We start from the raw sequence: 14,404 nt of genomic DNA, 5'->3' as shown, positions 1-14,404 counted from the left end.
GGCTGCTGGGCATGAGCGCTCGAACCCTGTCCAAGCACCGCAACCGCCATCGCCCCGCCGAGAAATGTCCTGCGTTTCATTGCTTCCCCCTTATGTGCCGTTTTCCGTTGTCATTCTGGTTCCGCCGGATCTTTGCCCGGCTGTTGCGAATGGATTCTGTCAGGCTGAGACTATTCGGCAGCCCCTGCCGGAGCGGGTTCATTTTTGGCCGATCGTTTCATGATCGCCGACGGATCGGCGCCTACGCGCCCGCTGGTCTTGTCGGCCGCACTTTCGCGCGACAGCCGCATGTCGAACCGGATGCTCGGCATCCCCTTGATCGGGCAGTCCGGATCGTTTGCCGCCACGTCGACGGCGAGATCGCCCGACGAACCGAATACGACATCGTCAGCCAGATGCGGATCGTCGCGCAGATAGAGCGCGGTGACTAGTTCGCGATAGCCTGATGCGCCGACCAGGAAGTGAATATGCGCCGGCCGCATGCCATGCCGCTCCTGCGCCTTCACCATGGCGCCGACCGGCCCGTCCATCGGAATCGAATATCCGAGTGGTTTCACGGTGCGCAGCACATAGAGACCATCGGCATCGGTTGCGAACACGCCGCGATAATCGATCGATGTCGCGCTGGCCTGAATGTCGTAGAGACCGTCGGCACCGGTCTGCCAGATCGAGACGGTGGCGCCCGCGACCGGCTTGCCGGTGGCATCGGTGACGCGGCCGTAAAGCACGCATTCGCTGCCCGGCTGCGGGTTTTTGGCGATCGAACTGCCAGCCGCCAAGGTCGGCGTGGCCTCGCGGTAAAATGGGCCGAGCAGGCTGGTGTGGGTGGCTTCCTCCAGCGCGGTGGCGTCGTGCAGGCCGTTGACGAGCGCGGAGAGGCCGAGCGTGTCGGAAAGCAGGATGAATTCCTGCCGCTCCGGCGAACACATCTTGCCGGCGGCGGTCATGAATTCGATGCCTTTGATCCATTCCGCCGGCGTCAGATTGACCTCGCGGGCGAAGGCATGGAGGTGCTTGACCGCCGACGCCATGATCTCCTTCAGGCGCGGGTCCGGCGTTGTCGCCATCTGGTCGAGCACGGCGTCCGTGATCGTTTCAGGCGTTAACTCACGCATGCATCACTCCCTGAAGCTGCCGGCGCTAATTCGACCCGCCGGCCGTTATTGCAGCAAGCCTAACCGCTTGTTGGGGATCAACACAAGGCGTCCGGAGGCGCCGCCTGCACCCCCTCATACAAATTGATACGAGGGAATCGGGGTCGCATGGCTGCACAATCGTGCGTCAAGGCGCGCGCGCCACGGATTTCTACCAGCCCACGATTTTGCGACTGCACAATCAGGGCGGCGAACGTGGGATCATTTCTCGCGGACCGGCGGCGCAACCTTCTCTGCCGGCGCCGGCGGCAGCGCGGGCTCAGCGCCCCGCTTCTGCGCGTCCGGGTCGGGCCGGGCCGGTTGCGGCGGAACGTCTGACGGCCTTTGGCCGGTCGTGCCCGGTTCGGATGGTGCGGGCGGCTTCGTTTCCGCGCCCGGCGTCGATTGCGTAGGCGGTGTCGCCTGCGCGATATGCTGGGGGTCGCGGGAGTTGAGCGCGGTCAGCGCAAGCACTGAGATGGCCAGCCCGGCCACGATCAGCGCGGACGCGAGCAGCATATCCCGTCGGTATTCGCGCTTGTCGTCATCGGCAGGCATGTCATTCAACCCACGAAATTGTTCGCGAGGTCAACGGCCGGCAAGGCGCATGGTTCCGTAGGGAACCTGGGCTCGTCCGAGGGCGCCTAGAATTCCAACATCCCGGCGTCGCCATCCTCGGTGCCGAAGGCCAGCAGCGTGCCCTTCGCATTCCAGGCCAGCGCCGAAACCGGCTCGCTGCCATTGCGGCGCACCAAAATTTCCGCGCCGTCCTCGAGCCGAACGATCAGCACGGTGCCATCGCTGTAGCCTGCGGCCATGATGTCCTGCTTCGGATGACAGGCAACCATGGAGACGCGCGCCTGCAGCGGCGCCAGCATCGCCGGCTCCTTGCCCATCGGCCCGTCCTTGCTGGCGAACGGCCAGATGATCACGCTATCGGCGCCCGAGGTGGCGAGCCCCTTGCCGCCTGCGCTCCACGACATCGAGCGGACGCGGCCGGGATAGCCGCTCATTCGCATGTGCCTGTTATCGGCAAGCCGCCAGCCGTGCAGCGCGGGTTCATGCATGGCAGTGACCAGAAATTTGTTGTCGGGGCTGAAAGTGACGGCAAGGTGCGAGCCGGCCCATTCGAGAAATTCCGGCTTCGCGGCCATGTTGGGAAACCACAGCGTCACGCCATTGTAATGGGCAACCGCCACGCGCAGGCCCTTCGGCGCGAATGCCAGGCCGCCGACCGTCGAGGGCGCATCAAAGGCCTTCTCCTCGCCCTTGCCGCTGCGGACAAACGCGGTCTTGCCCGCCGACCACGCCACCGCGCCTTCGGGATGCAGCGCGACATTGTCGATCCAGCGCCGTTTTGCATCGGTCGCGAGCACCGACGTCTCACCTTTTGCGTTCAGCGTGACGACCTTGCCGTCATCGCCGCCGCTGACGATACGCTTGCCATCGGACGCCGCGCACAGGACGGCGCCGCCATGGATGGCGACTTTCGAAACTTCGCCCGCTTCGTTCACCACCGCCGCGTTTTCCTCGACGCCGACAAACACCGCGGTATCGCCGAGGAAGTAGATCGACGTGGCGGGCATGCCGACCGGCAACGCCCGCACCTGGTCGGTGATGGAAGCGATGGAGGGCGCCTCGCCTGGATCAAACTCTTTCATCACGTGACGATACAGCTTTCAAAACCGTCGCGGATCAACTGCTGCGGCAACTCGCGGCCGATGAAGACGACGCGGCTTTCGCGCGCCTCGCCGTCCTTCCACTTCCGCTGGTGATCGCCTTCCAGCATCATGTGCACGCCCTGGAATACGTAGCGGTCGTCGTCGTCGGTGAAGGCGAGGATGCCTTTGGAGCGCAAAATCTTCTGGCCCTCGGTGGCGACGAGGTTTTGTAGCCACGGCATGAATATGGTCGGGTCGAGCGGCTTGTCCGACCGCAGCGACAGCGATTGCATGTCCTCGTCGTGGTAGTGCTTCAGCCCGCCATGGCTGTGCCCGTGATCATGGTGACCGTGATGATGGTCATGGTCATGGTGATGATCGTGACCGTCGCCGGCGTCGAGGAATTCCGGCTCGATCTCGAGGATGCGATCGAGATCGAACGCGCCGCGCTCCAGCACGTCCGACAGGGCGACCTTGCAACGCTCGGTGCGATGCAGTTTTGCGTAAGGGTTGATGCCACGGATGCGGGCTTCGACTTCGGCCAATTCGGCCTTGGAGACGAGGTCCGTCTTGTTGAGCACGATCACGTCCGCAAACGCGATCTGGTTCTTGGCCTCCGGCGCATCCTTCAGACGGTCGCTCAGCCATTTGGCGTCGGCCACCGTTACGACCGCGTCGAGCCGGGCGTTCTTCTGCACGTCTTCGTCGACGAAGAAGGTCTGCGCCACCGGGGCCGGATCGGCGAGGCCTGTCGTCTCGACGATGATGGCGTCGAACTTGCCCTTGCGCTTCATCAAGCCGTCGAGAATGCGAACGAGGTCGCCGCGCACGGTGCAGCAGACGCAGCCATTGTTCATCTCGAACACTTCCTCATCCGCGCCGATGATGAGGTCGTTGTCGATGCCGATCTCGCCGAATTCGTTGACGATGACGGCGTATTTCTTGCCGTGGTTTTCCGACAGGATGCGGTTGAGCAGCGTGGTCTTGCCGGCGCCGAGATAGCCCGTCAGCACGGTCACTGGAATTTTTTGGGACGAAGGTTCAGACATAATCGCTCCGGCGGAATGGTCGCGCACCGGCAAGCAGGGAGGCCCCTGCCCTATGGGCTCAGCGCGCTGGTCAGGGTCTTTATATTGTGCCTGACCATTGCAATGTAAGTGGGAGAATCGCCCTTTTCGGCCGTCAGGCTGTCCGAATAGAGCGTTCCGCCGACCTTGGCGCCGGTCTCGGCCGAGATCCGGCGGATCAACCTGGTGTCGCTGACATTTTCCATGAAAACGGCCGGTATGTTAGTGGCCCTGATTTGGGTGATAATCCGGGCCACATCGCGGGCGCTCGCCTCGGATTCGGTCGAGACACCGACAGGCGCGATGAATTCAACGCCATAGGCGGCGGCAAAATAGCCGAAGGCGTCGTGGGTGGAGATCACCTTGCGGCGGCTTGGCGGAATTTGTGCAACCGCTTCGCGCACCTCGCGGTCCAGCGCGTCCAGTTGCGCCAGATAAGCGCCGGCATTCGATTTGTAGACCTCGGCATTAGCGGGATCGGCCGCCGCCAACGCGTCGCGAATATTGGTGACATAGACCTTCGCATTGGCCACCGATTGCCAGGCGTGGGGATCGGCGCCCGAGCCGAGCTTGAGCGGGGTAATGCCCGATGTCGCGGTCACGATGGTAGCCTTGCTGCCGGCGGACTTCACCAGCCGCGACAGCCAACCTTCCAGGCCAAGCCCATTGACGAAAACGATCTTCGCGTCCGCGACCCTTTTGACGTCCGCCGGTGCCGGCATGTAGACATGTGTATCGCCGTCGGGCCCGACCAGCGTCGTGACGCTGATGTACTCGCCCCCCACGTTACGGACGAAATCGCCGAGGATCGAGAAGCTGGCGACGACGTTGAGGCGATCCGCGGCGCGGGCCGGGTCAACAGCCGCGATCAGGGTGAGAATGATGAGCCAGAACCGGATCATGACTACGCCTCGAGGTGACGGCCGGGGAACATCTGCCGGACCAGGCCGCTGACACTGCCGAACAGCAGCGACACTACATAGAGCACTGCCGCGATCAGAATGATTGCAGGACCGGAGGGGATGCGAGTCTGGAACGACAGCACCAGCCCGGCATAGCCCGACAGGATGGCGCTCGCGACCGCGATGCAGATCATACCGGTGATCTCGCGCGACCAGAACCGCGCGATGCCGGCCGGCAGGATCATCAGGCCGACCCCGAGCAGCGTGCCGAGCGCGTGAAAGCCGTTGACGAGGTTGATGACGACCAGCGCCAGGAACGCCAGATGTGCGGGCGCACCGGCGCGGCTGACGGTGCTCAGGAAAACCGGATCGACGCATTCGATCACCAGCGGCCGAAAGATCACCGCCATCACCAGCAGCGTGATGGTGGCGTTGAAGGCGATCACCAGCAGCGTCTGGTCGTCCATCGCCAGGATGTTGCCGAACAACACGTGCAGCAGGTCGATATTGGTGCCCTTGATGGAAACGATGGTGACGCCGAGCGCGAGCGACACCAGATAGAAGGTCGCAAGTGAAGCGTCCTCCTTCAGCTCCGTATTGCGCGCCACCACGCCGGCGAGGATCGCAACCGTAAAGCCTGCGATCAGTCCGCCCGTCGTCATCGCGAACAAGTTGATGCCGGAGACGAGGAAGCCGATCGCGGCTCCGGGCAGGATCGCATGCGCCATGGCGTCGCCGACCAGGCTCATCCGGCGCAGCATCAGGAACACGCCGATCGGCGCCGCCCCCAGCGCAAGCGCGATCACGGCGGCGAGCGCGCGGCGCATGAACTCGAATTCGGTGAAGGGCGCGATCAGCGCGTCGTACAGCATCAGGCGGCCCGTGACGGCATATCGTCCGCGCAGGCGGCGGCGGTGTCGTCGAACGCCTCGCACATCCGCAAGGCGACCATCAGGTTTTCCGCGGTCAGCACCTCTGCGGTCGGGCCCCAGGCCACGGGTCCGCGCGCGAGCAGCAGCGTTTCCGGAAAATGGTCACGCACCAGCTCCATGTCGTGCAGCGCCGCCAGCACGGTGCGGCCCTCGCCGTGCCAGCGCTTCACCAGCGCCAGCAGATCGGCCGATGTTTTCGTGTCGATGGCGTTGAACGGCTCGTCGAGCACGATAAGGCGCGCGTCCTGCAGCAGCACGCGCGCGAACAGCATGCGCTGCATCTGGCCGCCGGACAGCGTGCCGATCGAACGGTTCTCAAATCCGTTGAGGCCGACGGCGGCAAGCGCCCGCGTGATCTTGTCGCGCTCGGCCTTGCCCATGCCGCCGAAAAATCCTGTCCTGCGCCACAGCCCCGTGCCGACCAGATCGAACACCGAAATCGGAAAGGTTCGGTCGATGTCCGCGGTCTGCGGCAGATAGGCGATGTCGCGGATATCGAGCCCGCCGAGATCGATCGATCCCGACAGCGGCTTCAAGATGCCGGCGAGCCCGCGAAACAGCGTCGACTTGCCGGCGCCGTTCGGCCCGATCACCGCCACCAGCGCACCGGCCGCGACCTCGCCCTTGAGGTGATGCACGGCCGGGTGCCGGTCATAGCCGAGCGTGACGTTGTGGAATTTTATCTGCGCAGCCATGCTCACCTCATCGCCACCAGCACGACAACCCAGAGGCCGGCACTGACCAACAGCGCCGCGCCGAGCCGGGCGGCAACCGTCATGCGCAGGATCGACCAGGGAGCGGCCTGCGCCGGATGCGGCGTCGCCGGGCCATGGGAATGGGCGTGGCCGTGGTGATGGCCGGGGCCATGGTGATGGCCGGGGTGGGAATGGTCGTGAGGCATGGAAAAATGTTACATTATAACATTACGGGAGTCCACGTGGTGGCCGGACAGGTTTAGATCCTACGACAGACACGCCTTCGCGATCTCGCGACGCGTTCGCCCGAGGTTTGATTTTCGTTTGCCCTCATCGAGAACAGAGGGCGCAGGGAAGACCGGGTGCTTGCTGCACCCGCGGTCTCGCGTGCGATTTGCGCAAACAAAAGTGCACACGAGCATACAGGGCAGCGGGAGCATTCCGGCCTTCCCTGCGCAATGGCTTTACGGCTTACTTCGCGCTCTTCCCGGAGAACGGCTTTCTTGCCTCCGTCGCCCCCGAGAAGCCTCGCTTCTCTTGGACTTAGCGCCAGCACCGCGGCGCCCGAACCACACGACTTCGCCGTACGCGTCATGCCAGCCTCGTCAGTCTTGGCTTCCGCGTCCACCGCATCCCACCGCGCGTTTCGTGACGATCGCGAGCCGCCCCTCTTGTCGGGTGGGACGCCGTATGGATGAACTGATTTGCATGAGAACAAAAGGGGAATATTTTCGCGCCGGATACTGGACCAAGCGGTGGCGTGATTTGCCCGCCAGGCAGCACAGGCTTTGGTAGGTCGGCGGGGAGAAGCCGGACACGCCGCTTGAATTCCGGCCGACCGAGGCGGCCTTAAATTCGAATGCCGATCGATGAACCCACCGACCGGATCATCTGCGCGGCGGCGTCGGTGTAACGGCTGCCATTGAAATTGACATCAACGGCCCACAAAACGAACACAGCAACAAATGCGGCGGTAACAGCTTTCATGAATTGTTAACGATGAGGGTGCGGCAAGCGTTCCGGCCGCGATCCGCTGCCACCGGAGGTACGAAGGCACCAAGGGAGGGCTTGGAGAGGACTTACCCGGTCCCTAACACCCGAGAACAGACGTCCAACCCTTTGCGGACCGTGCCAGAGCGCCCGCCGTGCGTAGTTTTCTCGCCTCTGCGGTCAATTGCACACGCAAGATCATATCTCGCCTTCCAGCGCCTTGATCTCGGCGACAACGGCAGCAAGCAAGGGCGGAAGATGTACAGTCACCGTTTCCCAGACATAGGACGCGGCCACGTTGTCGTATTGATGCCGATAAAAATTGCCAACGTCCCGGATGGACCGCCAAGGCAGTTGAGGATGCCGATCGCGCAGATCATCGGGCAACCGGCGGCTTGCTTCCGAGATAATTTCCAGCGCCCGCGTCACGGCCTAGAGATGCAAACGTGACTCGCCGAATTCTTCGCAGGTCAAGCCGTCGACAAATTGGCCGGCGATCAGGATATTGTCCCGAATGTCGTACAAGGCCAGCTTGATGGACTCAGAACGCATAAATGGCTTCGCGCTCGGCGATCGGTTTCACATGAGACTTGAGCGCGATCCGGTTTGACACATCCACGCGCACCGGAAAAAGATCTTCGATGCTGTGAACGATACCGACGTATTTGAAAACATCCATCCGAACGTCCGGCGCGATTTCGACCAGAATGTCGATGTCGCTGTCGGGGCGGGCGTCGCCGCGGGCGCGGGAGCCAAACAAGGCAGCATGACTGACGCCTTGAGCTTTCAAGACGGCTTCATGCTCGCGCAGTCTGGCTAGAATGTCCTGCTTGTCCATGGGCGCATTCTACCAGAACCGCCGCTTCCCGGCAGTCCAAAACGCGGTACGCCGTTAGCCGAGGCTTACCAGAATAAATCATCTTTATTTTCAACAGCTTGAGGAGACCAGATGCGCAAGCCTCACGGCTTCCCGATCGCCACCACGATCGCCGCGGCCAGAAACGGGCACCGACACCGCAGCGCGAAACCAGACGAACCGGGGCTGGCATGAACGGGATTTCCCGCAGAATCATGCGCTGGAAGGCGAACAGCGCCCAGGCGACGACATAGGCGATCACCTGCGGCGGGAGGCGCTGGCCTAAGCCGTCGCTGCGGCGGGCTGCTTCAATTCGGCCAGGGCGTGCCGCACGACGGTCACTGAGCCTTGCAGCGCAAGCACTGCCATAATCGCGGCAACGATAATGTCGGGCCACCCGGTGCCGGTGCCGAACACGCCAAGCGCAGCCAGCAACACAGCCAGATTGCCTAACACGTCATTGCGCGTGCAAATCCAGGCCGACCGCATGTTGGCGTCGCCCGCGCGGTGCCGCCACAACAGGTAAAAGGATAGCGCATTGGCGACCAGCGCGGCAAAACCGACACTGCCCATGGTGACAGAATGCGGCAGCGTCCCGTGCAGGACATGCCAGCCGGTGACGCCGATAACCCATAGCCCGAAAGCGCCCATCGTGACGCCCTTGGCAAGCGCGGCGCTGGCCCGATAGCGCAAGGCCATGCCGACCACGAACAGGCTAATCGCGTAGTTGGCTGCATCGCCCAGAAAGTCGAGCGCGTCGGCTTGGAGTGAGGCAGAGCCAGCAGCCAGGCCCGCGCCGATTTCAACCAGGAACATCGCGGCATTGATGCCGAGCACGGCCCACAAGACGCGCCGGAACGCGCTCACGTCCTGGCGCGGGCCCAGGTTCAAGGGTGGAGGTGCGCAGCAGTGATCTGCCATGACTGGAAGATAGTCGCGGGAGGCAACGTTACACAATCACGCTGCAACCCGTTCCCTTGCCGTCTATCTGGATCGGCGGGCACGGCACGGTTCCGTACGAGCAGTAAACGCAGCAATCGCCCGGCTTGGGCTTGAGCCGGGTGCCGCAGCACTGACAGTCGTAGAAGAACTGGCAGGCATCTGTCGGCATCGTCTCGGTGGCTTGGTGCCCACACGTGGGACAGGTCAGCGTCGATTCAAGCTGCATGGACCTAAACTGAATTGGTGCACTTCCAGATTCACAGCCCCTGCTTCGCCCAGACGGCGCGGACTTCTTCATCCGTCGCGAACTCACCCTTCGCGGCTTCGGCCAACGAAGCATCGAGGTCGGCGGCTTCCTCAGGCGTGAGCTCATAGAGTGGCTGGTCCACACCTGCGAGCTGCAAGAGAATCGGCGCGAGATCGTCCTGAGTCTCATCGGGCAAAGCGGATACGGCTTCGACAGCCTATTCAAGCAAGCGGGTCATACTGCAAATATAGTGGTTCCACCATCTCGTAGGAAGCCTTGTGGCCGGTCTCTCGGCTCACGGCTTCCCGATCACCATCGCGATCGCCGCCGCCAGGAACGGAAACGGCAGCGAGACCGCGGCGCGAAACCAGACGAACCGGGCCGGCATGAACGGGATTTCCCACAGGATCATGCGCTGGAAGGCGAACAGCGCCCAGGCGACGACATAGGCGATCACCTGCGGCGGGCCGCCGCCGACCTTCAACGCCACCGCGCCGATCGAGAAGCCGACCACCGGGCCACCGGGGGTTGCGGCGCCCGCGATCACCGCAGCGAGCACGCCGAACCAGCCGCTGTCCGGGCCGAGCCAGCCGGTGATGACTTCCGGCGGGATGACGGCGGCGATGTAGCCGGAGCCGATCACGCCGAGCGCGATGCGCGGCACGATGTTGATGAAGTCCATGCTGCCTTCGCGCACCGACGACACCAGCACCACGCGGCCGCGCTGCCAGGCCATGAATCCGAGGATTAAGACCGAGCCCCACAGGGTGACGTCGATGATCAGCGCGGAGAGGGTCATGCCGGCGGCTCCGGCTCGCCCTTCGGATACATCCGCACAAAAACGAAGCGGCCGAGCGCGCCTGCCAGCACCGGGATCGGCAGCGAGATCACGATCCGCCACAGCGTGAACTCGGTGCCGAGGATCGGCAGCTCCCAGGCGACCGCGCGGCCATAGCCGATCAGCGTCCAGCTCACCACCATCGCGATGGTGGCGCCGAAATCGGCGCCGACGGTGAGCAGCGCCGCCGCCACCGGATAGGCAGTGAAGGGACCGCCCGGCAGGATCGCGCCGAACGCCGTTCCGATCAGCAATCCCTTGAGTCCGGACGACGGCCCCAGCGCCCGCGAGACTTTTTCGTGCGGCAGGATCTCCGCGATGAAGCCGCCGAGCAGGCAGCCGGCCAGCACGCGCGGCATGACTTCCCCGAACAGCCACAGATCATGCGTGAGGATCTTGAGCACGCCATCGATGCCGTCGCGCCGCCAGACCAAGCCTGCGCAAACCGCGACCAGCGCGCCGATGAAGATCATCGACCAGCCCACAGGCTTGCGGGCGCGCCGGGGCTTCGGCTCGGCGTCATCGGCAGGCGCCGGGTCTTTTATCTGATGTTCTGACAAGGGCGATGGGTTCGGGGGTGAAGCGAATCCATCCTGCTTAGTCCGGCCATGGTGGCGGCGCAACGATAGCCATGCGCATCTCAGGCATGCCCATGCGAGGACGTCACACGGCTCTGCCCCGCCCCACGGGCCATCCGTTCAGGTGAACTGGCGGACCAGCGCAAGGCCGGCAAACAGCCCGGCAATCGAGAGCACGACCGAGCCAACGACGTAAAGCGCCGCGGATGCGAGTTCGCCGCGCTCGTAGAGCAGCGCCGCATCGAGCGAGTAGGCCGAAAACGTGGTGTAGCCGCCGAGGATGCCGGTCATCAAAAACAGCCGCCAGGGCTGCGACGCCCCGCCCTTGAAGGCGAGATAGCCCGCGATCAGCCCCATCACCGTCGAGCCTGTGATATTGATGATGAAGGTGCCCCAGGGAAAGCCGGTGCCGAGAGCACGGGCGCAGGTGAGATTGATGAGATGGCGGAGACTCGCGCCAAGCCCGCCACCGAAGAAGACCAGCAAATAGCTCATCGCAGCATTTTCCCACGTCAGCAAAGTCACCCGGCATGCCGCTTGTGCCGGACCGCAGCGATCTCTGCAAGGATCGGGACGCAATGAAAAGGGGCGGCAGCCGCAGCTACCGCCCCTGAAAACTTCCTACGTCATTCCGAGGCGATGCGCAGCATCGAACTACGATGCGCAATTGCGCATCGGAGAATCTCGAGATTCTCAGGTGCGCAATTGCGCACCGTAGTTCGCGCTATGCGCGTCCCGGAATGACCGTGTTAGGCTCCGACCTTGCCGAACAGTTCGTCGACGTAGTCCCAGTTGATCAGATGATCGCAGAACGCCTTCAGATAGTCGGGACGGCGGTTGCGATAGTCGATGTAGTAGGAGTGCTCCCAGACGTCACAGCCGAGAATAGGCGTCGCGCCATGGACCAGCGGGCTTTCGCCGTTCGCGGTCTTGGAGATTTCGAGCTTGCCGTTCTTGACCGACAGCCAGCACCAGCCGGAGCCGAACTGACCGACGCCGGCGGCGGCGAAATCGGCCTTGAACTTGTCGAGACCGCCGAGGTCCTCGGTGATCTTCTTTTCCAGACGGCCGGGCAGCTTGCTGCCGCCGCCGTTCGGCTTCATCCAGTTCCAGAAATGCAGATGGTTGTAGTGCTGGCCGGCGTTGTTGAACACGGCCGGATTCTTGCCGAACGAACCCTTGACGATCTCCTCCAGGGACTTGCCTTCGAATTCAGTCCCCTTGATCGCGTTGTTTCCGTTGGTCACGTAAGCCTGGTGATGCTTGTCGTGGTGATATTCCAGCGTTTCCTTGGACATGTGGGGCGCAAGGGCGTCGTGGGAATAGGGAAGATTGGGCAGCGTGAAGGTCATGGGGTGATGTCCGAACTGATTGGGAGACGTGGTTTGGTCTAACGGGAACCGTTATAGAAGGTTCCATTGCGCATAAACACCGCAATTTGGCAAGAACGCTCGAGGTTCTGGGTAACGCCCCTCCGCGTCCAGCGTATGACGGATATGGCGCCGACTCGATTTTGGCACGATGAGGGAATGAAATGAGCATCGAGATCGACGTCCTGAACGGGGACGCATCATGGCGAAGGGCCGAACCGCTGATGCAAGCGGTCTGGCCGGCTCATGTGGTCGAAAAGCTTTCGTGGGGTCACGTCAAATGGGCCCACGCCGATTTGCGCGTGCTGATTGACGCGCCGGAGGACGCGGCCCAGCCGGGTCTTGCCTGCCATGTCGGCATCTATTTCCGTGACGCCATTTGGGACGGGCGCAAGGTTCATATCGGCGGCATCGGCGGCGTCTCGACCCGCGACGACTGCCGGGGACGCGGCTACGCCACACTGGCGCTCAACGCCGCGATCCGAACCATGCGCGACCACGAAGCCATCAGGTTTGCAATGCTGTTCTGCGAGCCGCACAATGAAGCATTCTATGAAGCGCGCGGCTGGCATCCGTTTAAAGGCGAGGTCTATGCCGAACAGCCGGAGGGACGCGTGCGTTTCGAGGCCATGGCGCCGTTCGTGTTCGATTTTACCCGCAAGCCGCGCGACGGCGTCATCGACCTATGCGGCCTGCCGTGGTGACCCCTGCATGGCACGCGGGTGGCTTGCGTTCGCCCGGCCGGATAATATGTCATCCATAATTTATTCCCTTGGATGACCGGCGACGCATGACCTTGGAAGCCCCGCTCGACATGCGCCCCACCGCCGCGGTTCCATCCGCGTCGGCCAACGGCCTGCTCACCTCGCCGATCCTGCCGACGCTGCTGAAGCTCACGCTGCCCAATGCGATCGCCATGGCCGGCACGACGCTGGTTGCGGTCGCCGAGACCTCCTATATCGGCCGGCTCGGCACCGAGCCGCTCGCCGGCATCGCGCTGGTGTTTCCCTTCGTCATGCTGACGCAGATGATGTCGGCGGGCGCGATGGGCGGCGGCGTTTCCTCCGCGATCAGCCGGGCGATCGGCGCTGATGATCGCGACCGCGCGGCGACGCTGGCGCTGCATGCCGCGATGATCGGCGCCTGCGCCGGAATCTTTTTCACCGTGATGATGCTGATTTTCGGCCGCGCGTTTTACACGCTGCTCGGCGGGCGTGGCGGCGTGCTCGAGCAGGCCATGCAATATTCGCATGTGCTGTTCTCCGGCGCGATCGCGATCTGGCTGGTCAACACGCTGGCCTCGGTGGTGCGCGGCACCGGCGACATGCGGATTCCATCGGTAACGCTGATCGGCACCGCGCTGGTGCAGATTGCTGTCGGCGGCGCGCTGGGCTTTGGGCTGTTCGGCCTGCCGAAATTCGGCATGAGCGGCGTTGCCGCAGGCCAGCTTGTCGCGTTCACGCTGGGGGCGATGTTCCTGGCCTGGCACCTCCTCAGCGGCCGCAGCCGGCTGGCGCTGAATTTCAAGGGCTTCAAATTCCAGCGCGACATGTTCCTCGACATTCTCAAGGTCGGCGCGGTGTCCTGCCTGTCGCCGCTGCAGACCGTGCTGACGGTGCTGATCTTCACCAAAATCCTGGCCGGCTACGGCACCGAGACGCTGGCCGGCTATGGCATGGGCTCGCGGCTGGAATTTCTGCTGACGCCGATCGCATTTGCATTCGGCGTGGCGTCAGTGCCGATGGTCGGCATGGCTGTTGGCGCAGGGCTGGTGACACGCGCGCGGCAGGTGGCGTGGACCGCGGGCATAGCTGCCGCCATCACCGTGGGCGCCATCGGGCTGATCGTAGCAGCAATGCCGTCGCTCTGGGTTTCGCTGTTCACCAGCGACGCCGGCGTCACCGCCGCGGCTTCTTCCTATCTCGTCTGGGCCGGCCCGGCATTCGCCTTTTTCGGAATGGGCGTCTGCCTCTATTTTTCCTCGCAAGGGGCCGCGAAGGTCGGCGGCCCCGTGATAGCCGGCACCGCGCGATTGCTGATCGTCGGCGGCGGCGGCTGGTGGCTGGCCTCAACGGGCGCGCCGGCATGGACACTGTTCGCACTGGTGGGCGCGGCGATGGTCGTTTACGGCCTCGGTACGGCGCTGTCGATCCGCCTCACCCGCTGGGACAAATGATCGGCCGAAATTGCACC

The 14,404-nt window shown here is 63.5% G+C and carries 20 protein-coding genes; 2 read left to right on the top strand and 18 right to left on the bottom strand.

Annotation, left to right across the window (positions count from 1 at the left end; genetic code table 11):
* Positions 1-170 precede the first annotated feature (170 nt).
* From V1279_RS02425 to V1279_RS02340, 18 genes are all read right to left on the bottom strand, one after another.
* Entirely contained in the window at positions 171-1,115 is a 945-nt protein-coding gene (locus tag V1279_RS02425) for a dioxygenase family protein (protein WP_334432100.1), read from the bottom strand.
* Between the two features lie 240 nt (positions 1,116-1,355).
* Positions 1,356-1,691: a hypothetical protein gene (locus V1279_RS02420; protein WP_334432097.1), complete on the bottom strand. Its 336-nt coding sequence runs from the start codon at positions 1,689-1,691 to the stop codon at positions 1,356-1,358.
* 86 nt (positions 1,692-1,777) lie between these two features.
* Complete coding sequence (locus V1279_RS02415; RefSeq protein WP_334432094.1) at positions 1,778-2,794, bottom strand: WD40 repeat domain-containing protein; 1,017 nt, start codon at positions 2,792-2,794, stop codon at positions 1,778-1,780.
* Entirely contained in the window at positions 2,794-3,843 is a 1,050-nt protein-coding gene (locus V1279_RS02410; protein ID WP_334432091.1) for a CobW family GTP-binding protein, read from the bottom strand. Before V1279_RS02410 ends, V1279_RS02415 begins: the two co-directional genes overlap by 1 nt.
* 50 nt (positions 3,844-3,893) lie before the next feature.
* On the bottom strand, positions 3,894-4,763 hold the full coding sequence (locus V1279_RS02405; protein WP_334432089.1) for a metal ABC transporter substrate-binding protein: 870 nt from the start codon (positions 4,761-4,763) through the stop codon (positions 3,894-3,896).
* A 2-nt stretch (positions 4,764-4,765) separates the two neighbouring features.
* Entirely contained in the window at positions 4,766-5,635 is an 870-nt protein-coding gene (locus V1279_RS02400; protein WP_334432087.1) for a metal ABC transporter permease, read from the bottom strand.
* Positions 5,635-6,390, bottom strand: a complete 756-nt coding sequence (locus V1279_RS02395) for a metal ABC transporter ATP-binding protein (RefSeq protein ID WP_334432085.1) — start codon at positions 6,388-6,390, stop codon at positions 5,635-5,637. The genes V1279_RS02400 and V1279_RS02395 overlap by 1 nt, the downstream gene beginning before the upstream one ends.
* Before the next feature lie 2 nt (positions 6,391-6,392).
* On the bottom strand, positions 6,393-6,596 hold the full coding sequence (locus tag V1279_RS02390; RefSeq protein ID WP_334432083.1) for a hypothetical protein: 204 nt from the start codon (positions 6,594-6,596) through the stop codon (positions 6,393-6,395).
* Positions 6,597-7,239: 643 nt separating this feature from the next.
* Positions 7,240-7,377 (bottom strand): hypothetical protein, encoded by a 138-nt coding sequence (locus V1279_RS02385; RefSeq protein ID WP_334432082.1) that lies wholly within the window; start codon positions 7,375-7,377, stop codon positions 7,240-7,242.
* A gap of 201 nt (positions 7,378-7,578) precedes the next feature.
* Positions 7,579-7,809 (bottom strand): HepT-like ribonuclease domain-containing protein, encoded by a 231-nt coding sequence (locus V1279_RS02380; protein WP_334432081.1) that lies wholly within the window; start codon positions 7,807-7,809, stop codon positions 7,579-7,581.
* A gap of 112 nt (positions 7,810-7,921) precedes the next feature.
* Entirely contained in the window at positions 7,922-8,218 is a 297-nt protein-coding gene (locus V1279_RS02375) for a nucleotidyltransferase family protein (protein ID WP_334432080.1), read from the bottom strand.
* A 300-nt stretch (positions 8,219-8,518) separates the two neighbouring features.
* Entirely contained in the window at positions 8,519-9,157 is a 639-nt protein-coding gene (locus V1279_RS02370) for a cation transporter (protein ID WP_334432078.1), read from the bottom strand.
* 28 nt (positions 9,158-9,185) lie between these two features.
* Positions 9,186-9,404, bottom strand: a complete 219-nt coding sequence (locus V1279_RS02365; RefSeq protein WP_334432076.1) for a GDCCVxC domain-containing (seleno)protein — start codon at positions 9,402-9,404, stop codon at positions 9,186-9,188.
* 31 nt (positions 9,405-9,435) lie between these two features.
* A complete protein-coding gene (locus tag V1279_RS02360) occupies positions 9,436-9,621 on the bottom strand; it encodes a hypothetical protein (protein ID WP_334432074.1) in 186 nt (61 codons plus the stop codon).
* 99 nt (positions 9,622-9,720) lie between these two features.
* The gene (locus V1279_RS02355; protein ID WP_334432072.1) at positions 9,721-10,224 is read right to left on the bottom strand and encodes a hypothetical protein; all 504 of its coding nucleotides are present in this window, start codon (positions 10,222-10,224) and stop codon (positions 9,721-9,723) included.
* The gene (locus V1279_RS02350) at positions 10,221-10,823 is read right to left on the bottom strand and encodes a permease (protein WP_334432070.1); all 603 of its coding nucleotides are present in this window, start codon (positions 10,821-10,823) and stop codon (positions 10,221-10,223) included. The genes V1279_RS02355 and V1279_RS02350 overlap by 4 nt, the downstream gene beginning before the upstream one ends.
* 138 nt (positions 10,824-10,961) lie before the next feature.
* Positions 10,962-11,336, bottom strand: a complete 375-nt coding sequence (gene crcB / locus V1279_RS02345) for a fluoride efflux transporter CrcB (RefSeq protein WP_334432068.1) — start codon at positions 11,334-11,336, stop codon at positions 10,962-10,964.
* A 254-nt stretch (positions 11,337-11,590) separates the two neighbouring features.
* Positions 11,591-12,193 carry a superoxide dismutase gene (locus tag V1279_RS02340; RefSeq protein ID WP_334432066.1) on the bottom strand — a complete coding sequence of 201 codons (603 nt, stop codon included), beginning with the start codon at positions 12,191-12,193 and terminating at the stop codon, positions 11,591-11,593.
* 182 nt (positions 12,194-12,375) lie between these two features.
* Between V1279_RS02340 and V1279_RS02335 the strand changes: the two genes are divergently transcribed.
* Together V1279_RS02335 and V1279_RS02330 are read left to right on the top strand one after the other, a co-directional pair.
* The gene (locus V1279_RS02335) at positions 12,376-12,915 is read left to right on the top strand and encodes a GNAT family N-acetyltransferase (protein ID WP_334432064.1); all 540 of its coding nucleotides are present in this window, start codon (positions 12,376-12,378) and stop codon (positions 12,913-12,915) included.
* A gap of 86 nt (positions 12,916-13,001) precedes the next feature.
* Positions 13,002-14,387 carry an MATE family efflux transporter gene (locus V1279_RS02330; RefSeq protein ID WP_334432062.1) on the top strand — a complete coding sequence of 462 codons (1,386 nt, stop codon included), beginning with the start codon at positions 13,002-13,004 and terminating at the stop codon, positions 14,385-14,387.
* Positions 14,388-14,404 lie beyond the last annotated feature (17 nt).

Origin of the sequence: Bradyrhizobium sp. AZCC 1610 (genome assembly GCF_036924515.1) — a bacterium.
Classification (GTDB): domain Bacteria; phylum Pseudomonadota; class Alphaproteobacteria; order Rhizobiales; family Xanthobacteraceae; genus Bradyrhizobium.
This window is presented reverse-complemented; position numbering and strand designations above follow the sequence as displayed.